Annotated in this window: 22 protein-coding genes; 17 read left to right on the top strand and 5 right to left on the bottom strand. The window is 49.7% G+C overall.

Annotated features, from left to right (window positions below; all coding sequences use genetic code 11):
- Window positions 1-26 precede the first annotated feature (26 nt).
- From pfkA to ACM9J1_RS02615, 4 genes are all read left to right on the top strand, one after another.
- The gene (gene pfkA / locus ACM9J1_RS02630) at window positions 27-1,013 is read left to right on the top strand and encodes a 6-phosphofructokinase (protein ID WP_415580347.1); all 987 of its coding nucleotides are present in this window, start codon (window positions 27-29) and stop codon (window positions 1,011-1,013) included.
- Window positions 1,014-1,161: 148 nt separating this feature from the next.
- Window positions 1,162-2,166, top strand: a complete 1,005-nt coding sequence (gap, locus tag ACM9J1_RS02625; protein ID WP_415580346.1) for a type I glyceraldehyde-3-phosphate dehydrogenase — start codon at window positions 1,162-1,164, stop codon at window positions 2,164-2,166.
- A gap of 206 nt (window positions 2,167-2,372) precedes the next feature.
- Complete coding sequence (locus ACM9J1_RS02620; protein WP_415580345.1) at window positions 2,373-3,224, top strand: N-acetylglucosamine kinase; 852 nt, start codon at window positions 2,373-2,375, stop codon at window positions 3,222-3,224.
- Window positions 3,224-3,592: a methylglyoxal synthase gene (locus ACM9J1_RS02615; protein ID WP_415580344.1), complete on the top strand. Its 369-nt coding sequence runs from the start codon at window positions 3,224-3,226 to the stop codon at window positions 3,590-3,592. The genes ACM9J1_RS02620 and ACM9J1_RS02615 overlap by 1 nt, the downstream gene beginning before the upstream one ends.
- A gap of 470 nt (window positions 3,593-4,062) precedes the next feature.
- Here the strand turns inward: ACM9J1_RS02615 and ACM9J1_RS02610 are convergent, their stop codons facing one another.
- Together ACM9J1_RS02610 and ACM9J1_RS02605 are read right to left on the bottom strand one after the other, a co-directional pair.
- Window positions 4,063-4,443, bottom strand: coding sequence for a RidA family protein (locus ACM9J1_RS02610; protein ID WP_415580343.1), 381 nt, complete (start codon window positions 4,441-4,443; stop codon window positions 4,063-4,065).
- Between the two features lie 92 nt (window positions 4,444-4,535).
- Window positions 4,536-7,295 carry a putative LPS assembly protein LptD gene (locus tag ACM9J1_RS02605; RefSeq protein ID WP_415580342.1) on the bottom strand — a complete coding sequence of 920 codons (2,760 nt, stop codon included), beginning with the start codon at window positions 7,293-7,295 and terminating at the stop codon, window positions 4,536-4,538.
- A gap of 40 nt (window positions 7,296-7,335) precedes the next feature.
- Between ACM9J1_RS02605 and ACM9J1_RS02600 the strand changes: the two genes are divergently transcribed.
- From ACM9J1_RS02600 to ACM9J1_RS02555, 10 genes are all read left to right on the top strand, one after another.
- Window positions 7,336-8,544 carry an N-acetylmuramoyl-L-alanine amidase gene (locus ACM9J1_RS02600; protein ID WP_415580340.1) on the top strand — a complete coding sequence of 403 codons (1,209 nt, stop codon included), beginning with the start codon at window positions 7,336-7,338 and terminating at the stop codon, window positions 8,542-8,544.
- Window positions 8,545-8,622: 78 nt separating this feature from the next.
- Window positions 8,623-9,588 (top strand): MlaD family protein, encoded by a 966-nt coding sequence (locus ACM9J1_RS02595; protein ID WP_415580338.1) that lies wholly within the window; start codon window positions 8,623-8,625, stop codon window positions 9,586-9,588.
- Window positions 9,589-9,591: 3 nt separating this feature from the next.
- The gene (locus ACM9J1_RS02590; protein ID WP_415580336.1) at window positions 9,592-10,923 is read left to right on the top strand and encodes a 4Fe-4S dicluster domain-containing protein; all 1,332 of its coding nucleotides are present in this window, start codon (window positions 9,592-9,594) and stop codon (window positions 10,921-10,923) included.
- Window positions 10,924-11,110: 187 nt separating this feature from the next.
- Entirely contained in the window at window positions 11,111-11,557 is a 447-nt protein-coding gene (locus ACM9J1_RS02585; RefSeq protein WP_415580335.1) for an LNS2 domain-containing protein, read from the top strand.
- A 46-nt stretch (window positions 11,558-11,603) separates the two neighbouring features.
- Window positions 11,604-12,395, top strand: a complete 792-nt coding sequence (locus ACM9J1_RS02580) for a (Fe-S)-binding protein (protein WP_415580452.1) — start codon at window positions 11,604-11,606, stop codon at window positions 12,393-12,395.
- The gene (locus ACM9J1_RS02575) at window positions 12,392-13,006 is read left to right on the top strand and encodes a hypothetical protein (RefSeq protein ID WP_415580334.1); all 615 of its coding nucleotides are present in this window, start codon (window positions 12,392-12,394) and stop codon (window positions 13,004-13,006) included. The genes ACM9J1_RS02580 and ACM9J1_RS02575 overlap by 4 nt, the downstream gene beginning before the upstream one ends.
- Before the next feature lie 23 nt (window positions 13,007-13,029).
- Window positions 13,030-13,512 carry an ABC transporter ATPase gene (locus ACM9J1_RS02570; RefSeq protein ID WP_415580333.1) on the top strand — a complete coding sequence of 161 codons (483 nt, stop codon included), beginning with the start codon at window positions 13,030-13,032 and terminating at the stop codon, window positions 13,510-13,512.
- Window positions 13,513-13,516: 4 nt separating this feature from the next.
- Window positions 13,517-16,426: a glycoside hydrolase family 3 N-terminal domain-containing protein gene (locus ACM9J1_RS02565; RefSeq protein WP_415580332.1), complete on the top strand. Its 2,910-nt coding sequence runs from the start codon at window positions 13,517-13,519 to the stop codon at window positions 16,424-16,426.
- Between the two features lie 118 nt (window positions 16,427-16,544).
- Window positions 16,545-17,693, top strand: coding sequence for an N-acetyl-alpha-D-glucosaminyl L-malate synthase BshA (gene bshA, locus ACM9J1_RS02560; RefSeq protein WP_415580331.1), 1,149 nt, complete (start codon window positions 16,545-16,547; stop codon window positions 17,691-17,693).
- Entirely contained in the window at window positions 17,674-18,105 is a 432-nt protein-coding gene (locus ACM9J1_RS02555) for a protease complex subunit PrcB family protein (protein WP_415580330.1), read from the top strand. Before bshA ends, ACM9J1_RS02555 begins: the two co-directional genes overlap by 20 nt.
- A 43-nt stretch (window positions 18,106-18,148) precedes the next feature.
- On the opposite strand, the gene ACM9J1_RS02550 is transcribed toward ACM9J1_RS02555, so the two are convergent.
- A complete protein-coding gene (locus ACM9J1_RS02550; RefSeq protein ID WP_415580329.1) occupies window positions 18,149-18,655 on the bottom strand; it encodes a hypothetical protein in 507 nt (168 codons plus the stop codon).
- 112 nt (window positions 18,656-18,767) lie between these two features.
- Window positions 18,768-19,598, bottom strand: coding sequence for a UDP-2,3-diacylglucosamine diphosphatase (locus ACM9J1_RS02545; protein WP_415580328.1), 831 nt, complete (start codon window positions 19,596-19,598; stop codon window positions 18,768-18,770).
- A 317-nt stretch (window positions 19,599-19,915) separates the two neighbouring features.
- On the opposite strand from ACM9J1_RS02545, the gene aroC reads away from it, so the two are divergent.
- The 3 genes from aroC (at window position 19,916) to ACM9J1_RS02530 (ending at window position 23,366) form a co-directional block, all read left to right on the top strand.
- On the top strand, window positions 19,916-20,977 hold the full coding sequence (gene aroC / locus ACM9J1_RS02540) for a chorismate synthase (RefSeq protein WP_415580327.1): 1,062 nt from the start codon (window positions 19,916-19,918) through the stop codon (window positions 20,975-20,977).
- On the top strand, window positions 20,977-22,254 hold the full coding sequence (locus ACM9J1_RS02535; RefSeq protein WP_415580326.1) for a dicarboxylate/amino acid:cation symporter: 1,278 nt from the start codon (window positions 20,977-20,979) through the stop codon (window positions 22,252-22,254). Before aroC ends, ACM9J1_RS02535 begins: the two co-directional genes overlap by 1 nt.
- A 101-nt stretch (window positions 22,255-22,355) precedes the next feature.
- A complete protein-coding gene (locus ACM9J1_RS02530) occupies window positions 22,356-23,366 on the top strand; it encodes a T9SS type A sorting domain-containing protein (RefSeq protein ID WP_415580324.1) in 1,011 nt (336 codons plus the stop codon).
- 46 nt (window positions 23,367-23,412) lie between these two features.
- On the opposite strand, the gene ACM9J1_RS02525 is transcribed toward ACM9J1_RS02530, so the two are convergent.
- Window positions 23,413-23,832, bottom strand: coding sequence for a thiol-disulfide oxidoreductase DCC family protein (locus tag ACM9J1_RS02525; RefSeq protein WP_415580323.1), 420 nt, complete (start codon window positions 23,830-23,832; stop codon window positions 23,413-23,415).
- Between the last annotated feature and the right edge of the window lies 1 nt (window position 23,833).

Here is a 23,833-nt window from a genome sequence, read left to right as displayed (position 1 = left end):
TAATTTTACATTGTAATACTTAAAAAATGTCAAAAAACATAAAGAAGATTGGTGTGCTGACTTCAGGTGGCGATTCGCCGGGGATGAACGCCGCCATTCGTTCGGTGGTGCGTACCTGCGCGTATCACGGCGTGGAATGCGTCGGGATTTACCGCGGTTATCAAGGCATGATTGAGGGCGATTTCAAGGAAATGGGGCCGCGCTCGGTGAACAACATCGTCAACAAAGGCGGAACCATCTTAAAGTCTGCGCGTTCCAAGGAATTCATGACGGCGGAAGGCCGCAAAAAAGCCCATGAACATCTCCTGAAAGCCGGAATCGATTCTTTGGTCGTGATCGGCGGCGACGGGACGTTTACGGGTGCCGAAGTATTCAATAAGGAATTTGGCTTTCCGGTGATGGGAATTCCCGGGACGATAGACAACGATATCTACGGCACCAGCCACACACTGGGCTATGACACGGCGCTGAATACTGTGGTAGAAGTTATCGACAAAATCCGCGACACGGCTTCATCGCACAACCGGTTGTTTTTTGTGGAAGTCATGGGCCGCGACGCCGGACACATTGCGCTGAATGCGGGCATTGGCGCGGGTGCGGAGGAAATCCTGATCCCCGAAGAAGACCTTGGCCTAGATCGTTTGGTGGAATCACTCAAAAGGAGCAAGGCATCGGGCAAATCATCGAGCATTGTGGTGATTGCCGAGGGCGACAAAATCGGGAAAAGCGTGTTTGAACTCAAGGATTATTTCGAGGAAAATTATCCGGAATACGACGTTCGCGTTTCGGTACTCGGACACATGCAGCGCGGTGGTTCGCCGAGTTGTTTTGACCGCGTGCTGGCCAGTAGGCTGGGCGTAAAGGCAGTGGAATCTTTGCTGGAAGGCAAATCGAATTACATGGTCGGGCTTACGAACGACAAAGTGAGTTTGACGCCGCTGGAACAAGCCATCAAGGGAAAATCTGAAATCGATAGGGAACTGGTCAGGGTTTCCGATATCATGACAACATAAGAAGTTGGTAGTTGCTAGTTGTTAGTTGCTAGTTGCTAGTCAATTCTTCTAACAACTAGCAACTAACAACTGAAAACTAAAATATTAACCAGGAATCAAGATTTGATCGTGAGGCATTTCAACTCCGAATTCCGCATTCAAACTAAAAATGTCTAAAGTAAAATTAGGAATTAACGGTTTTGGCAGGATTGGACGCATCGTCTTCCGCGAAACCTACAACAGGGATAATGTAGAAGTAGTGGCCATCAATGATTTGCTCGACGTGGATCATTTGGCGTATTTGCTGAAATACGATTCAGTGCATGGCCGTTTCAATGGAAAAGTGGAAGTGAAGGACGGAAAATTGTTCGTCAACGACCGCCATATCCGGACAACGGCAGAAAAAGACCCGGCAGTTTTGAAATGGGATGAAGTAGGCGTGGACGTCGTAGCAGACTGTACCGGAATATTTACCGATTTGGCCAAAGCCGATGCGCACCTGAAAGGCGGCGCGAAGAAAGTGGTCATTTCCGCGCCATCTGCCGATGCACCGATGTTCGTGATGGGCGTGAACCACATGAAAATGACCGCTGCCGATACGATTGTGTCCAACGCTTCGTGTACGACCAATTGCTTGGCACCACTGGCCAAAGTCATCCATGATAATTTTGGCATTGTAGAAGGTTTGATGACCACCGTACACGCCACAACGGCGACACAGCTTACCGTTGACGGGCCGTCCAGAAAGGATTTCCGTGGCGGACGCGCGGCGCTTCTGAACATCATTCCGGCGTCTACGGGTGCGGCCAAAGCGGTGACAAAAGTGATTCCTGAACTGGAAGGCAAACTCACAGGCATGTCTATGCGCGTTCCGGTTGCCGATGTTTCTGTGGTGGATTTGACCGTAAAACTGGCGAAAGAGACCACTTACGACAACATCATGGCGGTGTTGAAAAATGCGTCTGAAACAGATTACAAAGGCATTATCGGTTATACCGAAGACGACGTGGTGTCGCAGGATTTCGTGTCTGATACGCGGACCTCGATTGTGGATGCAAAGGCCGGTATTGGTTTGAATTCGACGTTTTTTAAGCTGGTTTCTTGGTATGACAACGAATACGGCTATTCGAGCAAGCTGATTGACCTTTGCGTACACAGCGCAGGCTTGAAATAATTTTGAGATGTAAAAAATCCCGTTAGATTTGTGACGGGATTTTTATTTTTTGAATGCGGATGTTCCGTGCGTAGCACACAGGATGAACTGCGTTAGCGATAGAGGCCAGCACCGCGTGCAGCCGATAGCGCGGGCCGCAGGCAACGCCCAAAGTAAAATATAACCGCTAGCTGTCTAGCCGCTAGCCACTAACCACTAGCCACTTTATGAAATTACTCGTAGACAGCGGTTCCACCAAGGCCGACTGGATTTCCATTGACGACAACGGCAAAGTCTTGTTTACCACGCAGAGCCTTGGGCTAAACCCGGAAGTGCTGGGGAAAGACCAAGTGATTGCACGGCTTGATGACAAATTTGACATTTCGCACAACCGCAAAAGCGTGACGCACCTGTATTTTTACGGCGCGGGCTGCGGCACCGACCGCATGAAGAATTTCCTGACCGGCGTGTTCAAGGAGTATTTCCCGAGCGCGGCCGTAACGGTTCAGGAAGACACTTACGCGGCGGTTTACGCGACGACACCGCGCGGTGAGGCGGCCATTGTCTCGATTTTGGGCACTGGCTCAAACTGCAGTTTCTTTGACGGGTTGGTGTTGCACCAGAAAGTGCAGTCGCTGGGGTATATCTGCATGGACGATTGCAGCGGCAACCAGTTTGGGCGGCAACTCATCCGCGGCTATTATTTTGGGAAGATGCCGGAAAAATTGGCCAAGGAATTCGAGAAACGCTACAACGTAGACGCAGACCACATCAAGCACAACCTCTACAAAGAACCGAACCCGAACGCGTATTTGGCGACATTCGCGAAATTCCTGATCGAGTTCAAGGACGAACCGTTCTGCCAGCAAATCATTTTTGCAGGTATGGAAGACTTCGTGGACAACTACATCAAGCAATACGACAACCACAAGGAAGTGCCGGTGCATTTCATCGGGTCGATTGCATTCTATTTGCGCGACGAACTCAAAACGGTGTTGGACAAGCACGGCATTTCGTTGGGCAATGTGCTGCGCAGGCCCATTGACGGGTTGATTGCTTACCATTCCATCAACAAATAATGGAAATCGCGATTATAGCCCACGATGGCATGAAAGCCGAAATGGTGCAGTTCCTCAACAAGAACCGTGCGCTCTTGGAAGCTGCCGATGTGAAACTGATCGCTACGGGAACAACCGGGAGCAAGGCCGAGAAAGCTGGCTTCAAGGTCAAGAAAATGCTTTCCGGGCCACTGGGTGGCGATGCGCAGATTGCGGCCCGCGTAGCCGAAGGCAAAACCAAAATGGTGTTGTTCTTTAAAGATCCGCTGGCGAACCATCCGCACGAAGCCGACGTGAATATGCTCATCCGGGTTTGCGACGTGCACAATGTGCCGTTGGCGACAAATGAAGCGAGTGCGCAGTTGTTTATGAACTCTATTCAGAGGTAGTTTGGACAATGTCCAAACTTACTTTTCTTTCCTTTGTATCGCTGCCGCTGGCCTTCTTTTGTCTCGCAACAAAAGAAGCAAAAATGCGGTGCGGCCATGAAATAGGCTAAAAAAATCGAATCGAGCGCGAAAAGAAATTAACTCGCTAACGCTCAGACAGAATTTCTTTTGAGTACACGCGCTTTGATTCCGATTTTTTCTTCACGCCGATTTCATGCAAGCCGCGACTAAGCGGAATATTTAATTATTTCGGCTCGCTGGCGCAGCGCCCGAAAAGAGGGCGTTTCCAAAATTGGCTTTCGGCAGACAATTTTCTGTCGTTTCCAGAACGGCTTCGGTTTGGTTCTTCAGCCTTAACGTTTTGTTACTTTAGCTCACCGCGAAAATACTTGTGTGCGTTGGTCGCTCCGTTCGCCTTTTTAGGCTCGAGTTGCGTCAAGGTAAAAGTAAACCGCCGGTCGGCAAAAACATCACTTCACCGCTGTCATCGAAATCTCCACATTCACCTGTTTCGGCAAAACGGAAACCTGTACGGTTTCGCGCGCAGGCGCATTACTCTCTGTAAAATAACTGCCGTACACCGCGTTGATGCGTGCAAAATCGTTCATGTCTGTGATGAAAATCGTGGTTTTTACGACGTGGTCGAATGTCATGTCGGCGGCGGCCAGTACCGCTTTCATGTTTTCCATGACTTGTTTGGTCTCGGCTTCGATGTTGTCCAAAACCAGTTCCCCGTTGGTGGGGTTTATCGCAATTTGCCCCGATGTGTAAAGTGTATTTCCGGACAGGACGGCTTGGCTGTACGGCCCGATGGGTGCGGGTGCTTTGTCGGTGAAGATGATTTGTTTCATAATAGTGGCTAGTTGCTAGTTTTTAGTGGCTAGTTATTAGTTGCTAGTGGCTAGTTTGCAAATGCAATAGCCTATTCATTATTAATTATTAATTACCGAATGGTTCTGTCCGGCTGGTTTCGTTTTTCCCATTTCACATCGCTCAACACGCCGGCCTTGATGCCGATGAAGAAATTCCAGTAGGCATTGTCGCCAAACGGTGTCCAGTTGAAATCCATCCGCCAGCTCAAAAGGTCACGCTCGAATCGGAATTGTGTAAATGTCACACCTTTTTGTACGAAATCATATCCGGTGGAAACCCCGACTTTCCATTTGGAAGTCAAATCGACGTTCGTGGATATCATGAGCGAGTTGCCGACGATCTTGTTCTCCCGCCGTGCGTTGGAGTAGGTAAGCGCGTAGGCGAGTGTCAGGTTCCAAGGGATTTTCGATTGGAAAAAACCGTCGAATTCGCCGTCTTCGCTTTCGTCGTCTTCATTGAACTGGCTCTGGCGCCGGTCGCTGAAATCCGTATTGGTGCCGAACAAATCGTCCTCGCGCCCGCCGTTGCGCAAACCTTGGTCGTTGTCTTTCTTCTTGAGCTTGTCGCCGTCCGAACTGGACAACGAATAACCGATGGTCATGTTTGCGCTGGTCATCCTGAACAAACTGCCGCCATTGTCGATATTGAAGGTGTTGATGCGGCGGCCGGCGTTGTCAATCGCATACGGATCGAGCGTGGCTGCAAAGTTCACATTCATCTTTTCCTTGAACAACAGCGTGCCGCCACTCATGCGAAGCGGTGCCCATTTGAGCGTGTCGGCGGCGATGTTATAGCTCGTGGAGAAGTTGAAGTTGTTGAGCAGCATGATCTTCTTGGGTTCGGTCTTGGTGCTGTCGCGGTCGGTCACTTTGGCCTCAAAAGTATTGTTGAGTGAAAAGCCTACGACATTCGAGTAATTCTTGGCCGGGGCGCCGTACATGCCGCCTTCGAAACGGGTGTAATCCTTACGCATTGTTCCAGAACCGTCCGGATCATACGTGTCGTAATACTTGTCGAAACTCGGCACGTAACTGTAGGAAACCGATGGACGCATCACGTGGCGGATGGCCTTGATTTTCTTGTCTTCACCGAAATTGAACGTACCGTAAATCGTCGTACCCACGCTCGCCGCGAAATTGTAGGTTCGGTACGCGTCAAATCCTTTCACGTCTTGGGTAATCAACGAATCCTGCGCCGCGCTGTAGAATTTACGGATGGTCTGTAAATACCAGACTTCTTGGTAATTGACCGATGTAGACGCACTGAAATACTTGAAAATCTTAAAGTTCGTGCTCAGCGGAATCTGGTGCTGGAACCCGACTTCGGCGTCGCGGAACATTTCCGGCTTGAAAAACAAGGAATCTGTGGTTTCGATCTGGTTGCGCGCCTGCAAGTTGTATTGCAGGTTGATGTTCTTGATGAAACCTTTCTTGATGCCGTCTTTTGGGGCGAACGGAAAAATCCGATCGACGCTGGCCTGCAACGTCGGCAAGGTCATGTTGATGGTTTCGGTCTGCGTGTTTTGCTGATGCGTGGCGGTAAGCGACATGTTCACGGCTGGGACAGAATTGAATGTCCGGGAATAAGAAACCGACGACTGCAAGGTATTGTTGAGTGTAGAACCGACGTTGATCTGGTTGATGGATTGCTGGAAATACTTGCTCGATCCTAAGTTGACCGACGCCGAAAATGTTGAATTCGGGTTGGATTTCGGGTCTTTGCGGTGCGTCCACTGGATGTTGTAGATGTTGGTCTTGGTATAGTCCGGGAAGCCGCGTTCGCTGTTGATCAGGTTTTCGAACCGTACGTTGACATTGCCGCCGAACCGGTAACGCTTGGCGTAATTCGTCTCGAACCGCATCCCGTAACTGCCGTTGGTGTAATAGTCGCCGAGCACGGCCAAATCCAGGTATTCGGAAATCGCGAAATAATAGCCGCCGTTCTGTAGCGAATAGCCGCGTTGGGCCGAATCGCCATACGTCGGCACGAGAATGCCCGATCGGGCCTTGGTAGACATCGGGAAAAAGGCGAATGGTAAGGCGAGCGGCGTGGGCACATCGGCGATGACCAGATTGGTGACGCCAACCACGACTTTTTCGCCCGGCACGAATTTGACGCGATCGGTCTGGAAATAATATTCGGGGTTTTCGATGTCTTTTGCGGTGGTGAATCGCACTTTCTTCATGAAATACACCGAGTCGTTTTCGCGCTTGGTGAGTTCGGCCTTCACTTTAAATTCGCCTTGGTCGGTCCTTGAATTCCAAATCAATCCGCGTTTGGTTTCGGTGTTGAAGCGAATAGAATCCGGCTCGACAATGTTCTGGCCTTGCTTAAAAATCGGGTATTGCGTGTATTTGCCCGTGGAATCCTTGATGCGCCCGGCATAGACTTCCTTTTTTTCATAGTCCATGACGATGATGCCGGCCTTGAGTTCGATGTCCTGATAGTACAATTCGGCCTTGTCGTAGAGCGTGATGAGTTTGCGTTTCTGGTCGATCTTGGCGTAGGTTTCCGCCTTGTATTTGATTTTATCGGAGAGCAGCGGCTTTTTCTTGAGCGAGTCTTGTTTGGTCGAGTCTGCAATTTTCACCAGGTCGGCCGCGTTTATATCAAGGCTGTCCAGCGGCTTGGTTTGCGGTGTTGAAATGGATTTCGTGACGGGTTCCTGAGCGTAGCCTTTTGCAGCACAAATTGTTAGGAAGATTGCTGATAAAACGATATTAAATAAGTTTGTCTGCAAAGGTTTATGTACTACTTTTGTAAAAAATGGTGTGTTTTGGCGCGCCAAACTTACTGATAAATTTTCGTCAAAAGTAAGTAAATATTGCATTTATTGCCGAGCGTTTAAATTAAATTAACTTTTACTTTCTATGGGTTTACCAAACAAAATCAAAGCGATTTTTTTACTTGTTTTTTGCACGGTTTCCTTCACTTCCTATAGCCAGAATTCTAAATTTAAAGTGGCGCTTGACGCGGGTCACGGCGGCAAGGATTTCGGTGCGGTCTACCACGGCCACATCGAGAAAAATATTGCCCTGGGCGTGACGTTAAAGGTCGGGAAAATACTGGAGAATACGCCGGGCTTTGAGGTTTTGTACACCCGAAAGACCGACGTTTTCATCGAACTCATCGAACGGGCCAACATCGCCAACCGCGCGGACGCCAACATTTTCGTCTCGATCCATTGCAACGCCAACAAGAATTCGGCGGCATCGGGTACCGAAACTTATGTCATGGGTATGACCAAGAACGCATCGAACCTTGAAGCTGCGCGTCGGGAGAACTCGGTCATCACGCTCGAGAACGATTACAAACAAAAGTACGAAGGCTATGATCCGAACCATCCGGAATCTAAAATCCTGATCGACATCACTACCGAAACTTATCTGGAAAATTCCATTGAACTCGCCGGAAAAGTCCAGGACCAATTCACCGACAAGCTCGGCAAGAAAAGCCGCGGGGTGAAACAAGCGCCGTATATGGTGTTGCACAAGGCTTATATGCCGCGCATCCTGATTGAAATGGGTTTCATCTCGAACCCGGATGACGGCGCGTTCCTCGATTCGGAAGAAGGCCAGCAGCAAATCGCGAAAGCCATCGCTGATGCGGTCATCAGTTATAAAAAAGAATATTGGGGCGGCGGGCAGCCCGATGAAGATGGTTTGAAGCCGTCGGACCGCGTACCGAAACAAGCGCCAATCCCAAAACCGGATCCGGACACCGTGGTGACCAAGCCAATAGCGAAAACACCGCCAGTGACCACGCCTGTAAAGACGCCGGTCAAGCAACCTGAAGTAAAACCCGAACCGGAAGCGCCTGCGGGCAATGTGGTTTTCAAGGTGCAACTCGCCGTAAGCAGCAACAAGCTGGAACTGACACCGGCCAATTTCAACGGGCTGGGCGCGATTTCAGTGATCATGTCGGGCAATATGTACAAATACATGTACGGGCAAACCGGCGATTATAACGAAGCGAAAAGGTTGCAGGGCGAGGCCAAATCCAAAGGCTATTCATCGGCTTTTTTGGTGGCGTTCCGCGACGGTAAGAAAATCACGATAGACGAAGCCTTAAAGCGATAAACAACGCCCAAGTCGTCGGATTGTCTTATTTTTGCCGCGACGGGCTGCGTCAGACCAAACCATTTAAATTACAAGCCATTGAAAGTTTCAAGAGAAATCAAGACCGCCATACTCGTTATCGCTTCAATCCTTTTATTCATTTGGGGTTATAGCTTCCTGAAAGGCCGCGACCTGCTCGCCGATTACAAAACTTTTTACGTACATTACGACAATGTAGAAGGGCTGGCGGTATCCGCTCCGGTCACCATCAGCGGTTTGGTGGTAGGCAAGGTGAGCAGCATCGAATTGGTGCAGAACACCGGCAAACTCATCGTCGAGATCCAAATCAAGAACGATTTCCCGATCGCAAAATCCAGCGTCGTCAATATTTACGAGCCAGGACTTATTGGCGGCAAGCAAATCCAGATCGTCCCAAACCTGACCGATAAAAACCTCGCTGAAAGTGGCGACACCCTCCAAGGCGGCGTCGTTCCAGGTTTGACGGCACTCGTGGGCGAAAAGTTGACGCCATTGCAGGAGAAAGTCGAGAAAATGGTCGTGAGCATAGATGCGGTCATGGCCGATGTAAACGGCATCCTCGACGAAAAGACAAAAGCCAATTTGCGCAGCAGCATCGCCAACCTGAACGAAACACTCGCTGAATTCAAAGGCGTTGCGGCCAATACCAACGACATGTTGGCCGACAACAAGGCCAAGATCAGCAGTACGTTGGCCAATGCCGACAAAGCTTCGGCGAACCTGGCCAAGATTTCCGATTCCATCGCGAAGGCCGATTTGGGCAAAACGATCAAAAAATTAGATGCCACCCTTGCGAGTGTTGACCAGATCATGAACGACCTCAATGCCGGAAAAGGCACGGCAGGCAAAATGCTCAAGGACGAAGCGCTTTACACCAACCTGAACAAAACCTCCAAGGAACTGGAACTGTTGCTGCAGGATTTGCGCCTGAACCCGAACCGTTACATCAACGTGTCTTTGTTCGGCAAGAAAAACCGCCCTTATGTGGCACCCAAACCAGAACAAGAAACACCAAAAACACCATAACGAATGAGTTATCTTGACAACCTGTTGTTTGCGATTTTGCTCGGTATCGGGATCGGATACTTCAGCATCAATGTCCGCAAACTCATCCGGAACATCAAACTAGGGCAGGACGTGGACCGCTCGGACAATCCGTCGGCGCGCTGGGGCAACATGGCTTTGATTGCGCTCGGGCAGTCCAAAATGGTCAAGCGGCCCATAGCGGGTTTCCTGCACATCATCGTATATGCAGGCTTTGTGATCATTAATCTGGAAGTATTGGAAATCATCATAGACGGTTTGTTCGGCACGCACCGCGTCTTGTCGTTCATGGGCGGTTTCTATGACTTCCTGATTGGTTCGTTCGAAGTGCTGGCGCTGTTAGTGTTGGTATCGGTTATCATTTTTCTCGTGCGAAGGAACGTCATCAAACTCAAACGTTTCATCCATGCTGACCTTAAGGGTTGGCCGAAGAGTGACGCCAATTACATCCTGTACTTCGAGATTGTCCTGATGTCGTTGTTCCTGCTCATGAACGCCGCCGATTTCCATCTGCAAAATTTGCCGGAACACTTCGGGCATTACAGTAAAGCCGGTGCTTTTCCTGTGTCGCAATACATCGCCCCGATTTTCGACGGGATGGATTCAAGCTTGGTGTCTATGCTCGAACGATCGTTCTGGTGGTTGCATATTGCTGGAATTCTGGTCTTCCTGAATTATCTGTATTTCTCCAAACACCTGCACATTTTGCTGGCGTTTCCCAATACGTATTACGCCGATTTGAACGCGAAGGGCAAATTCAACAACCTGGAATCGGTGACCAATGAGGTGAAACTCATGATGGACCCGAATGCCGACCCATTTGCCGCGCCGGCCAATCCGGATGCCGCACCGGCGAAATTCGGAGCCAGCGACGTCCAGGATTTGAACTGGGTGCAATTGCTCAACGCTTATACGTGTACCGAATGTGGCCGATGCACGTCGGCATGTCCGGCAAACATCACCGGCAAGAAATTGTCGCCGCGTAAAATCATGATGGACACGCGCGACCGGTTGGAAGAAGTCGGGCGCAATATCGACGCGAATAAAGGTGTTTTCGTCCCCGACAACAAGACGCTGCTCAACGACTACATCACGCCTGAAGAGTTGTGGGCGTGTACGACGTGCAACGCTTGCGTCGAAGAGTGTCCGGTGAACATCAGTCCGCTTTCGATCATCATGGACATGCGCCGCTATCTGGTCATGGAGCAAAGTGCCGCCCCGATGTCGCTCAACGCCATGATGACCAACGTCGAGAACAACGGTGCGCCTTGGCCCTACAACCAGATGGATCGGCTGAATTGGAAAGAGGAAAATTAATTGACAATGGATAATTGACAATTGATAATGTAAGGAGTGAGAAATTTAAAAATTAATAATTAACAGTTAAAAATTAGGGAAGAGTTTCGGATGATGGGTCTTTCGACTTTCGACCTTCGACTTTCGACCCTTTTAAAAATTCTCTTATAACGAGGTTAAGGGGTTTTTAAGCAAACTTAGAAACCAAATGAAAACGGAAGACATTGACAAGAATTTGCAGGAAGCATTTGAAGACGGCAAACACATCAGCCCGATCCTGCCTGAAGGAATTAAGAATTATTTGATTGATATCGACGGGACAATCTGCGATGACATCCCGAACGAGGAACCCGAAAGGATGCTCACCGCAGCGGTTTATCCCGATGCGCTGGTTACACTCAACAAATGGTACGACGAAGGCCATGTGATTTTTTTCTTCACGTCCAGGACCGAGGCGCACCGCGAATACACGGAAACCTGGCTCAAACAGCACGGTTTCAAATACCACGGCATTCTCTTCGGAAAGCCGCGCGGCGGAAATTACCACTGGATTGACAATCACTTGGTAAAAGCTACGCGCTACCGGGGCAAGTTCACCGACTTGGTCGAAAAGGAAGTGACCATTCAGGTGTTCGACGACGGCAAACACGAATAAGTGAGGCCCGCAACCATAGATGTACCGGTTGCCGCCAAAACAAAATATTATGGAAGAACTCAAAGTACCTACAATGGCCGAAATGATGGCTTCCGGACAACAGCCCGAATTCTTGTTCTGGGTGGGTTGTGCCGGCAGTTTTGACGACCGTGCCAAGAAAATCACCAAGGCATTCGTGCGTTTGCTCAATCGGGCCGGCGTGTCGTTTGCCGTTCTCGGAACCGAAGAAAGCTGCAATGGCGACCCGGCAAAACGCGCGGGGAATGAATTCCTGTTCCAGATGCAGGCCATGATGAACATCCAGGTGCTCGACGGGTACGGCGTAAAGAAAATCGTGACGGCCTGTCCGCATTGTTTCAATACGCTGAAAAACGAATACCCGGAGTTGGGCGGCAACTACGAAGTCATCCATCATACGCAGTTGCTCAAGTCTTTGCTCGACGAGAAACGTCTTTCCATTGAAGGCGGGCAATTTCGTGGCAAGCGCATTACATTCCACGACCCGTGTTATCTGGGCCGTGCCAACAACGTGTATGAAGCGCCGCGTGAACTCATCCAGAAACTCGATGCCGAACTCGTCGAAATGAAGCGTTCACGGGCCAACGGCTTGTGCTGTGGCGCCGGTGGTGCGCAGATGTTCAAGGACGCCGAACCGGGCAACAAGGAAATCAATATTGAACGGACCGAAGAAGCGCTCGGGCTCGAACCGACGATCATCGCGGCGGGTTGCCCATTCTGCAACACCATGCTCACCGACGGCGTGAAAGGCAAGGAAAAAGAGGCCGACGTAAAAGTAATGGACGTCGCAGAACTCATCGCCAACGCACAGGATTTATGACAAGAAAAGGCATTTTACTATTCGCGATCTTGTGCGGGACGATAGCGTTTGCGCAACCTGACGCGTTGCAGGAAATCCTGGCCAAAGAATCGTGCGAGTGCGTCAACGCGAAGAAAAGCACCTTTTCGAATCCGGATGTGGAAACGCTCAAAAAAGAATTCGGGTTGTGCGTGCTGGCCAGCTACATGAAACATTCCGCGGAATTCGAGAAAGAATACAAACTCGATTTTTCCGATAAAGAACAATTGCGCGGCATTGGCGAGCGCACCGCTTTGAAGATGATCGACCTTTGTCCGGAAGTTATCATGGCCATTGGCGTGGCGGCCAATCAGGGCGAGGCCGAATCCATTTCGTCGGACATGCAAATCGAAGGTTCGGTGTCCGGAATCAAGACCGATCAGTTCGTGACCTTGCAGGTGAAAGACAAGAACGGCCGTGTGCACAATTTGCTGCTGCTGGAGTATTTCGAGACCGCATCGTTGTTCACCAATAACGAAATCAAAAAAAACGACCGCGTCACGGTGAATTATTCCGAAGTCGAGATGTATGATCCGGTGGCGAAGGAATTCCGATATTACAAAGTCATCACCGGTCTGGCTAAAAACAATTAAAATAGGGCATTGGCCCGTTAGAGATGTATATTCCATTCGAAAACCTTCCTGAAGATTCACGCATCTGGATTTATCAGTCCAACCGCAAATTCACCGACGATGAAATCGGGGAAATTGACCTTGCCGTCAATCAATTCGTCCAGCAATGGGCAGCGCACGGCACATCGCTCGCCGCGTCCTACAAAATCATGTACAACCGGTTCATCATTTTGGCCGTGGATCAGGAAATGTATTCTGCGTCCGGATGTTCCATCGATGATTCGGTGCGTTTCATCCAATCGCTGGAAGCGAAATACGGCGTGGACTTGCTCGACAAAATGAACGTGACATTCCGCAACGGCGAGTTCATCGCCCATAAATCTTTGGCCGATTTCAAGAAAATGGCGAAGGAAAAAGCGGTGTCATCACAAACCATTGTGTTCAATAATCTCGTTAATACCGTAGGTGAGTGGAATGACTTCTGGGAAGTTCCGGCCGCCGAAAGCTGGCACAGCCGATTTTTCTAAACCGATGAGATATTGTTTCCTATTGATGGCGTTGATCAGCCAACTGGCTATGGCACAACCGGGTATGGTTGATGTCGGCATGCACAAACAAAAAGAAGGCGTTTGGGTGGACAGCGTTTACAACGCGCTGAGTTTTGACGAGCGCGTGGGCCAATTGTTCATGGTGGCTGCGTTCTCCAACAAGGATTCGCTGCATGTGGCCCAGATCGACAACCTGATCACCTGTCACAACATCGGCGGATTGTGCTTTTTCCAAGGCGGCCCGGGCCGTCAGGCAAAACTTACCAACCGTTACCAATCGCAATCCAAAGTGCCCTTGTTCATCGGAATCGATGCCGAATGGGGTTTGGCCATGCGGTTGGATTCCATCAACCGTTTCCCTTGGAACATGACACTTGGCGCCATCCAGGACATCAACCTGATCAAGCGCGTGGGCGACGAGTACGGCAAACAGGCACACAGGCTCGGGTTGCATTTCAATTTTGCACCGGTGCTCGACATCAATACCAACCCCAAAAACCCAATCATCGGCAACCGCTCTTTCGGCGAAGACAAGGTAAACGTCACCACACGGGCGATGGCACTCATGAAGGGCATCCAAAGCCACGGCGTGCTGGCCACGGGCAAGCATTTCCCTGGCCACGGTGACACGTCCGTAGATTCGCACCACACACTACCGCTGGTGAATTTCTCCAAACAACGGCTCAATGAAGTAGAATTTTATCCGTACAAAAGGCTTTTTAACGAAGGATTGGCCTCGGTCATGGTGGCGCATTTGAGCGTGCCGAGCCTTGAACCGCGCGAAGGTTATCCGTCGTCGATATCCTATAACGTCGTCACCAATGTCTTGCAGAAAGAACTGGGTTTCGGCGGATTGATCTTCACTGATGCGCTCAACATGAAAGGCGCGTCTAGTTTCAAACAGCCGGGAGAAATCGATCTGGAAGCGTTTCTGGCGGGCAATGACATCCTGTTGTACGCCGAGAATGTCCCGAAAGCGTTCGAGAAAATATGTGTGGCTTACCAGGATTCGATTATTTCTGAGGAACGATTAGCGCATTCGGTAAAGAAAATCCTGCGCTACAAATACCGCGTCGGGCTGGACAATTACAAGCCCGTGAAAATGGAAAACCTTGACCGCGACCTCAATACACCGCAAAACGTCGCGTTCCAGTATGAATTGTACGAAAATGCGGTGACGGTCATCAAGAACGAAGACGAAATCCTGCCCATCGACAAGATCGAGAACGAGAAAATCGCGTACGTCAAATTGGGCGACGACAAACATTCGCCGTTTCTCTCGACGTTACAGAAATACACCGAGATCACCGAAATCAACGAAGACAACATCGACAGCCTCAAAGTCAGGCTCAAACCGTTCACAAAAGTCATCGTAGGATTCCACAAACCTGATGGCGCCTGGAAAAACCACAGTTGGAAAGCGGAAGAAGTCGCCAAACTGGATACCATCGCCAAGTACAGCAACGTCATCCTGGACGTTTTCGCAAAGCCGTATGCCTTGCTACAGGTGAACAACTTCAACAAAATCAAGGCGATTGTCGTATCGTACCAAAATACGGACGTGTCGCAGGTGGTTTCGGGCCAATTGCTTTTTGGGGCCATAGAATCCAAAGGCAAATTGCCCGTGACGATCAACGCGGCGTTTCCGGTTAACTTTGGGTTGCGCACACGAAAAATAGACCGTCTGGGCTTTACGGCGCCGGAGAATGTAGGGATGGATTCGCAAGTCCTCAAAGGCATCGACCAACTGGCCCAGAAAGCCATCACCGGGAAAATGACGCCCGGACTGCAAGTGCTCGTGGCGCGCAGGGGGAAAGTCATTTACCAGAAGTCATTCGGGACACACACTTACGAATCCAACCAAAAGGTCGTCAATACAGATTTGTACGACGTAGCTTCGCTCACCAAAATGGTCTCGACGCTGCCCAATGTGATGCAGTTGTACGACCAGGGAAAAATCAATATGGATACGGAATTGGGCAACATGCTCCCGATTTTCGAGAATACCGACAAACGCCACATCCATTTTAAGGAATTGCTCTCGCACTATGCGAAACTGCAGGCGTGGATCCCGTTCTACAAAAACACGCTGGACAGTCTGAAACGGCCTAGCGAAAAATACTACAGGAAAACGGCAGATGCGCAATTCTCGCGGCAAGTGGCTGAGAATCTTTTCATCCGCAGCGACTATCAGGACACGATCATGAAAGCCATCGCCGACAGCAAGTTATTGCCCAAGCGCGAGTACAAATACAGCGATTTCACGTTCATCATCCTCAAGGATTATCTGCAGAAAGTCACTGCGACGTCACTGGACAGCCTGAGTTATAAAAACTTCTACAGAACCATCGGGATGAACCATACCATGTACAACCCGTTGCGAAAAGTGGATATGAGCGTGATTCCACCGACCGAAAAAGACACGTATTTCCGTTACCAGACCATCCAAGGTTACGTGCACGACATGGAAGCCGCGATGGAAGGCGGCGTGGCCGGGCATGCGGGCATTTTCTCGAATGCCATGGACATCGCCAAGATCATGCAGCTCTATCTTTGGAAAGGCCATTACGGTAGCCACCAATATTTTTCGGCCAAGACCTTCGACGATTTCAACACCTGTTACTATTGCCCCGCAGGAAACCGTCGTGGCTTAGGTTTCGACAAACCGCAATTGCCCGGACAATCAGGCCCGACTTGCGGTTGTGTCTCGCCTGCGAGTTTCGGCCATACCGGATTTACCGGAACCATGGCATGGGCAGACCCGGAAACCGAAATCGTGTATGTGTTCTTGTCTAACCGGACGTACCCGGACAGCAACGCCGCGAATGAATTGTCTAAACAGAACATCCGCGAAGACATCCAGAAAGTGATCCAGCAGGCGATAATCAAGTAACGCAATAGGTGTTTTCTGGCGTATTTTTCATGTTTTTCCGTAAATTCGTATTCCTTTTAACAACGCTCATGACATCAACTCATCTATCCGTCATGCGTTTAAACACAGAAAACAACCAATGAAAATCGCCATAGTCTGTTACCCAACATTCGGCGGAAGCGGTGTCGTTGCTACCGAACTGGGCATCGAACTCTCACACCGCGGCCACGAGATCCATTTCATCACCTACAGCCAGCCGGTGCGTTTGGCGCTTTTGAATCCGAACGTGCATTACCATGAAGTCATCGTACCTGAATATCCGTTGTTCCACTACCAGCCGTATGAGTTGGCGTTGTCGAGCAAACTCGTCGATATGGTTAAACTCTACGGCATCGAATTGTTGCACGTGCATTACGCGATTCCACATGCCTACGCCGGCTACATGGCCCAGCAAATCCTCAAGACCGAGGGCATCGACATCCCGATGGTCACGACGCTGCACGGTACCGATATTACCCTTGTTGGCAACCATCCGGTGTACAAACCTGCCGTGACATTCAGCATCAATGCGTCGGACGTGGTGACTTCCGTATCGAAAAGCCTGCGCGACGAAACCTACAAGTTCTTCAACATCACCAAGGAAATACACGTCATCCCGAATTTCATCGAACTCGACAAAACCACAGAAGGCGCGAAAGTAGCCTGCCGCCGCAACGTCATTGCCCGTGAAGACGAGCGCATCATCACGCACATCAGTAATTTCCGCAAGGTGAAACGCATTCCGGATGTTGTCAAAGTTTTCCACAAGATCCAGCAGCAAATCCCGGCCAAGCTCATGATGGTTGGCGACGGTCCCGAAAAGGAAAAGGCCGAAGCGCTCTGCCGTGAACTCAACATTTTGGACAAAGTGATTTTTCTGGGGAACAGCAACGAAGTCGATATGATTTTGAGCTATTCGGATTTGTTCCTGCTGCCTTCCGAATCAGAAAGTTTCGGTCTGGCGGCGCTCGAAGCGATGGCCTTGGGCGTGCCCGTGATTTCCACCAACGGCGGCGGTTTGCCCGAAGTGAACGTCGATGGTGTTTCAGGTTATTTGTCCGAAGTCGGCGACATTGAATCGATGGCAGCCAACGCGATTAAAATATTGGGCGACGATGCTGCGTTATCTGAGTTCAAGAAAAGCGCACTCGGTGTGGCACGTCAGTTCGATATTAAAAACATCCTCCCGATGTACGAAGGTTTGTATCGGGAAGCCATCCAAAAGAAACATGAGCAGAAAACTGTATAGCATAGGCCTTATTTTTTCGGTACTGATATTGGCCTCTTGCGGCGCCGGGAAATCCACGTCGGCCAAAAAACCTTTGTATGAAGTGCTGACCCAACAAGAAAACGGCGGCGGAAACATCCAATTCTACGAAATCATTTCCGACGAAAGCGAAATCGGGATGTTGCTCGGCGATGAATATTTGCAAGGCAAGGTCAAGGCATCCGATATCAAAACGGCGAATTTTGTCATCTTGAATCTGGGAGAGAAAAGATCGGGCGGCTACCGCGTAGGCGTGGAAAAGGTTGAGGAATTCCCAGATAAGATTGTAGTCACGGTCAAGGAAATCAAGCCCGACGGTTTGGTCACGCTGGCGCTTACCTATCCGTACGCTGTGGTGAAGATCAATTCCAAGAAGCCCATTGAAATTCAATAAAAAATCCCGCTAATTGCGGGATTTCTTTCTTTTTTATTCTGGTTTAGAATGTAAACCTGATGCCCAGTGCGATGTCTGGCCCGAAGCTGTTGTTCACATCGGCATAATCGCCGCCGAAATAAATTTCCGGACGGAAATCAAGCGAGAGCTGTATCGGCGCTTCGTCGAACACATACTCGATCCCGATGTCACCGGCCACGAAAATGAACGTACCGCTGTCGTCATCCCAATCTGGATCTACGTGATCGTCGTCAACGTCATACGTTCCGAGTCCGCCGCCTACACCAGCATACCAGTTAAACCCGCCGTCAATATTCCAAACCCATTGGTACAAACCGGCAATTTTCATGGCGTCGTAATGTTTGCTGTCGCGCCAGCCCAGGTCAAACTCCAGGCGGTTGTTGCTTGACAGGCCACGTTGGTAAGAAATCTCACCACCAAATCCGTCATTGTCGCCCAAACGCAAACCGAGGGCATTTTTCCTGATTTCCTGAGATTGGGCTGCGAATCCGAACCCGATCATCACAATCGCAAAAATGATCTTCTTCATAAGAACTTTAGTTATAGTTAGTGAAGCAAATTTAGAATGTTAAAATCAGGTGCGTGCCCATTTTAACAAAACGATAAGTGCTTTTCCACAAGTTCTACAACTTTTCGTAGTACTAGTTCAACAAACCGTCGAGTTCCAGATTGAAATACTGACGGTCGAGTAGTGCGTCCATGTCGAAAAGGTCTTCTTCCGGTTGCGGCTGGTGCTCGTCGAACCGATAGAGCTTCCAACGTTTGCGGTGGTATTCCAGCGCCGTGAGGTTTTCAACCCAATCCCCGGAATTCAGGTAAAGCGTGCTGCCATCTTTTGCGGTGCGCATCAGGATTTTCGGCTCATGGATGTGGCCGCAAATCACGTAGTCGTATTTCTTTTGGATGGCCAAATCCGTAGCCGTGTCCTCGAAATCTGAAATATAGGAAACCGCCTTCTTCACGCTGGCTTTGATTTTTTTGGAAAAAGAGTAGGGCGGACGCCCGGTTTTCTTCAGGCACCAATTCACCAACCGGTTCATCAGGATCAAATAATCGTAGCCCAAACCGCCCAGTTTCGCGATCCATTTTGAATGTTGCACCGATACATCGAACACATCTCCGTGGAAAACCCACGCTTTTTTGCCGTCCAGATCCAGCACAAGTTTGTCCAGGATGGAAATGTTCCCGATGCCGGTATCGCTGAATTTTCGCAGCATTTCGTCGTGATTGCCCGTCATGTAATACACTTTCGTGCCCTTGGCGGCAAAATCGAGGATTTTCCGGATGACTTTTAAATGCGCTTTCGGGAAGTACGATTTCCGGAATTGCCAGATGTCGATAATGTCGCCGTTGAGAATGAGCGTCTTGGGTTTGATCGACGACAAATACTGCAACAATTCCTTGGCGTGGCAACCGTACGTGCCCAGATGCACATCCGAAATCACCACCAATTCAACCTTTCGTTTTTTCATGTCGTAAAGTTTCTTGCAAAGAAAATCCCGAGAAATGACCCAAAAAGCAAGCGAAGGTTAAGAAATTGGTTTTGGGCGTTGCGCTTCACGCCGGGCTTTCCGCACTCGCTTTTGCAGCCCCCAACGGTTTTATCCTACTGCGCTCCATACCGTTTGGTGACGCCACGGGTTTAAAACCTTTGGGTTCTTTGTAAAGAGCTCAAACAATGCTGCAATCCCTAACGCGGCCCCGACCATGTGCAGCGCACGAATCATCCACCTCACCAAAAAACTTTGTCGCTTTGCAACTAAACCTTACATTTGTCAAAACCCCACACATGGCCGGAAACACCTTCGGGACATTTTTCAAGCTTACCACATTCGGCGAATCGCACGGCACGGCCATAGGCGGCGTCATTGAAGGTTGCCCGCCCGGTCTGGCGATCAGTATCGAGGCCATCCAGCGTGAGCTCGACCGCCGCCGTCCGGGGCAATCGGCCATCGTTACCCAACGAAAGGAACCAGACCAAGTACAATTCCTTTCGGGTATTTTCGAAGGGAAAGCCACCGGTACGCCCATCGGTTTTACCATCGCCAACCAAGACCAACATTCCGCGGACTATTCCCATATTAAGGATGTTTACCGCCCAGGTCATGCTGACTATGTTTATGAACAGAAATATGGCCTGCGCGATTACCGTGGCGGTGGCCGTAGTTCTGCGCGTGAAACGGCTTGTCGTGTCGTGGCTGGCGCCTTGGCCAAACAAATCTTGCCCGAGGTTAAAATTAACGCATTCGTGTCGTCTGTCGGTGATATCTTCATCGACAAACCATACCAAGCCCTTGATTTCTCCCAAACCGACAGCAACCCCGTTCGTTGTCCTGATTCGGCAACCGCCGCCCGCATGATGCAACTCATCGCCGAAGTCAAAGCCCAAGGCGATACGGTTGGCGGAACGGTAACCTGCGTGCTGCAAAATGTGCCCGTCGGTTTGGGCGAACCCGTTTTCGACAAGTTGCACGCCGAATTGGGCAAGGCCATGCTTTCCATCAACGCCGTTAAGGGTTTTGAATATGGCTCCGGATTCTGCGGCGCCCGCATGAAAGGCAGCGAACACAACGACGCTTACAACCCTGACGGTACAACCAAGACAAATCTTTCCGGCGGCATCCAAGGCGGCATTTCCAACGGCATGGACATTTATTTCCGTGTGGCGTTCAAACCGGTTTCCACCATCATGCAACCGCAACAAACCATAGACGCGTCGGGAAATACCATATCCATGGAAGGAAAGGGAAGGCACGACCCGTGCGTGGTGCCGCGCGCCGTTCCTATTGTGGAAGCCATGGCCGCCATCGTCCTGGCCGATTTTTACCTGATCAATAAAATTTACCGATAATGAGCAATACCGCAACCCAAAAGAAATCGTGGCTTTCGAACCTCACGGTGCAAATCATCCTGGCCATGCTGTTGGGCGCCGGACTGGGCATCTATATTTATGAAAACACGTCGCCGCAAGGAGGCATTTCTCCGGACTGGGCCAAGTCTTTCAGCACGAACATCAAATTGCTCGCGACCATTTTCATCCGTTTGGTGCAAATGATCATTTCGCCGCTGGTCTTTACGACATTAGTGGTGGGCATCGCGAAGCTCGGCGACATCAAATCGGTAGGCCGTATTGGCGGAAAGGCGTTGGCGTGGTTTTTCACCGCTTCGTTCATTTCACTTTTGATCGGAATGTTCTGGGTGAACATGCTGCAACCCGGCGTCGGTTTGAAACTGGCGAATGTTGACATGAACGCGGCCGCAGACATCGCGCAGAAAACCGAAGATTTTTCGGCCCAGAAATTCATCGAGCACATCATCCCGAAAAGCGTGGTCGAGGCCATGGCAACCAATGAAATCCTGCAAATCGTAGTGTTTTCGATCTTTTTCGGACTCGCTGCGGCATCCATCGGAGACATGGCGAAACCCGTCGTAAAAGCACTCGACAAGACCTCGCATATCATCCTGAAAATGGTGGGCTATGTCATGAAGTTCGCACCGTTGGGTGTCTTCGGTGCCATTGCATCGGTATTGGCCATCCACGATTTGAACAACTTGGTGGTTACTTACGTGAAATATTTCGGATCTTTCATGGTAGGCATCGCATCGCTTTGGGTGATTTTGCTTGCCGTTGGGTTTATGATACTCAAGAAATCCATGGTGATTTTACTCAAAAGAATTGTCAGCCCGTTGTTCATCGCCTTCGGAACCACCAGCAGCGAAGCGGTTTTTCCGAAACTAACTGAGGAACTCGAACGCTTCGGCGTCAAGGACAAAGTCGTATCGTTTATGTTGCCGCTGGGTTACTCCTTCAATCTTGATGGCAGCATGATGTACATGACTTTCGCCAGTATTTTTATCGCGCAGGCTTATGGTATTGACTTAAGTGTAGGCACACAGATGACGATGTTGCTCGTTCTGATGCTTACCAGTAAAGGAATTGCCGGCGTGCCGCGCGCCAGTCTGGTCGTCGTAGCGGCTACTTGTGGCATGTTTAAGATTCCCGTGGAAGGCATCGCGCTGATACTTCCCATAGATCATTTCTGCGACATGTTCCGCAGCGCTACGAACGTGTTGGGAAATGCCTTGGCCACTTCGGTGATAGGGAAGTATGAAGCCGATAAAGACTAGTAAAACCAACCATTTTTCTACAATTGACAACTTTTGTCGAAAAGTTTTTTTTTGGATTTTTTTTTATAGCTTTACGGCTGAATCTAATTAAAAAAACTTTTATGAAAAAACTATTACTATCAGCATGTCTGGCGTTTGCTTTTTCCGCTAATGCGCAAGACATTTTTTACACCGAGGATTTCTCTGGCCTTACGGTAGGCAATATCGGTACAGACTTGACTGGCGTCACTCCGGGGCAAGGTGATTACTTAACTTTTATTGCGGCTGCTGGAACCAATGAAGCTTTTCAAGTGGTAGAAGATGCTGACCCGACGTATGGCAATGTATTGCAGATTACGGGTTCAAATACAGCCACCAACTCGCGTTTTATGTGGCAAGCTGGCTTTGACGCGCTTTGGATGGGAAGGACGACAGGGAATGACATCCTCGAAATCGAATTTGAACTTTATACAGGACCTGCTACTACAAGTAAGAACGCACAACGTATCGTCGTATATGATGCTACCGGTACCCAAGCGCTAGTGGGGTTGTCTATGGTCGAAGATACAAAGGTGATTTCTGGTGTAGCTTATTATGACAATGCCGGTACATTGGGCAACTTCCTATTCAATTTGGGCGCTACGCCAGTCGCGCTTCCTGCTGATACTTGGGTACGTGTAGGTATGAGTTTCAACTATGCTACCGGTGAAGTTATTTGGAGGTGTGACGGTTACTTTGACGGATTTATTACAGGTGCAGGACTGGGTGTCGATCCGGCCGAAATCGACTTCATCTTGGCTGCCGGTACAGGAAACACCGTTGCGGCTGTTGCAAAATACGACAACTTTACGGCAAGGGCTTCTGCAGAAGACACATTGGGCACACCACAGGTGATTGCTCAGAACGTAGTTTCTGTTTACCCGAACCCAGCGACCAACATGGTAAACATCAGCAACACCAAGAATATCGAGACGGTTTCCATCACAGATATGAACGGTCGTGTGGTGAAGTCACAGAAATTTGACGGCGTTACTAATGCCCAATTGAACATCAGTGATTTGGCTTCAGGTGTTTACGTAATTGATGTCATCGCTGAAGGCGTTTCGACGGTAAAGAAAATCGTGAAACAATAATTCACAATTCAAAAAATGATAAGGCCCGGCAGTCGTCGGGCTTTTTTTATCGGAGAAACTTAGCCCGTATTTCAGGTGTCGGAAGCATGCATTGGTCTTTCTTTCCGTACCATTTGTAGCGGTTGCGCGCCACGTACCGATAGACCGTGTCACGCAAACTTTTCGGGAAAACCTGTGCCAATGCCACCGGAATTTTCCAGCCAACGTGTTTACCGATTTCCAGTGCCGCGTCCGATTGGACGTAATAAGCCTTTCCGGGCACGTAAACCACCATACTGTCCATTTTTTCCGGATCAACGCCCAAGTGTTTTAGGATTGCCCTGCCGTTTTCAGATTGCAGTGAATCGAATCGAAAGATGTCTTTCTTATCGTGTTTGATGACGTATTGCACCAAGCCGTCGCACAAGTTACACACACCGTCGAACAGCAAGATGATTTTGTCTTTGGGTATCTGGGAAATGTCCATA

This window comes from Flavobacterium longum (genome assembly GCF_965137575.1).
GTDB classification, from domain to species: Bacteria; Bacteroidota; Bacteroidia; order Flavobacteriales; family Flavobacteriaceae; genus Flavobacterium; species Flavobacterium longum.
This window is presented reverse-complemented; position numbering and strand designations above follow the sequence as displayed.

What these genes read in the sequence shown, in the direction of transcription:
- ACM9J1_RS02600 (WP_415580340.1), top strand. Translation starts at nt 7,336, where the DNA reads ATGGGTTTACCAAACAAAATCAAAGCGATTTTTTTACTTGTTTTTTGC.
- ACM9J1_RS02535 (WP_415580326.1), top strand. Translation starts at nt 20,977, where the DNA reads ATGAGCAATACCGCAACCCAAAAGAAATCGTGGCTTTCGAACCTCACG.
- gap (WP_415580346.1), top strand. Translation starts at nt 1,162, where the DNA reads ATGTCTAAAGTAAAATTAGGAATTAACGGTTTTGGCAGGATTGGACGC.
- bshA (WP_415580331.1), top strand. Translation starts at nt 16,545, where the DNA reads ATGAAAATCGCCATAGTCTGTTACCCAACATTCGGCGGAAGCGGTGTC.
- ACM9J1_RS02585 (WP_415580335.1), top strand. Translation starts at nt 11,111, where the DNA reads ATGAAAACGGAAGACATTGACAAGAATTTGCAGGAAGCATTTGAAGAC.
- ACM9J1_RS02530 (WP_415580324.1), top strand. Translation starts at nt 22,356, where the DNA reads ATGAAAAAACTATTACTATCAGCATGTCTGGCGTTTGCTTTTTCCGCT.
- ACM9J1_RS02575 (WP_415580334.1), top strand. Translation starts at nt 12,392, where the DNA reads ATGACAAGAAAAGGCATTTTACTATTCGCGATCTTGTGCGGGACGATA.
- ACM9J1_RS02565 (WP_415580332.1), top strand. Translation starts at nt 13,517, where the DNA reads ATGAGATATTGTTTCCTATTGATGGCGTTGATCAGCCAACTGGCTATG.
- ACM9J1_RS02615 (WP_415580344.1), top strand. Translation starts at nt 3,224, where the DNA reads ATGGAAATCGCGATTATAGCCCACGATGGCATGAAAGCCGAAATGGTG.
- ACM9J1_RS02525 (WP_415580323.1), bottom strand. Translation starts at nt 23,832, where the DNA reads ATGGACATTTCCCAGATACCCAAAGACAAAATCATCTTGCTGTTCGAC.
- ACM9J1_RS02545 (WP_415580328.1), bottom strand. Translation starts at nt 19,598, where the DNA reads ATGAAAAAACGAAAGGTTGAATTGGTGGTGATTTCGGATGTGCATCTG.
- ACM9J1_RS02570 (WP_415580333.1), top strand. Translation starts at nt 13,030, where the DNA reads ATGTATATTCCATTCGAAAACCTTCCTGAAGATTCACGCATCTGGATT.
- ACM9J1_RS02555 (WP_415580330.1), top strand. Translation starts at nt 17,674, where the DNA reads ATGAGCAGAAAACTGTATAGCATAGGCCTTATTTTTTCGGTACTGATA.
- ACM9J1_RS02550 (WP_415580329.1), bottom strand. Translation starts at nt 18,655, where the DNA reads ATGAAGAAGATCATTTTTGCGATTGTGATGATCGGGTTCGGATTCGCA.
- ACM9J1_RS02610 (WP_415580343.1), bottom strand. Translation starts at nt 4,443, where the DNA reads ATGAAACAAATCATCTTCACCGACAAAGCACCCGCACCCATCGGGCCG.
- aroC (WP_415580327.1), top strand. Translation starts at nt 19,916, where the DNA reads ATGGCCGGAAACACCTTCGGGACATTTTTCAAGCTTACCACATTCGGC.
- ACM9J1_RS02605 (WP_415580342.1), bottom strand. Translation starts at nt 7,295, where the DNA reads ATGCAATATTTACTTACTTTTGACGAAAATTTATCAGTAAGTTTGGCG.
- ACM9J1_RS02620 (WP_415580345.1), top strand. Translation starts at nt 2,373, where the DNA reads ATGAAATTACTCGTAGACAGCGGTTCCACCAAGGCCGACTGGATTTCC.
- ACM9J1_RS02590 (WP_415580336.1), top strand. Translation starts at nt 9,592, where the DNA reads ATGAGTTATCTTGACAACCTGTTGTTTGCGATTTTGCTCGGTATCGGG.
- pfkA (WP_415580347.1), top strand. Translation starts at nt 27, where the DNA reads ATGTCAAAAAACATAAAGAAGATTGGTGTGCTGACTTCAGGTGGCGAT.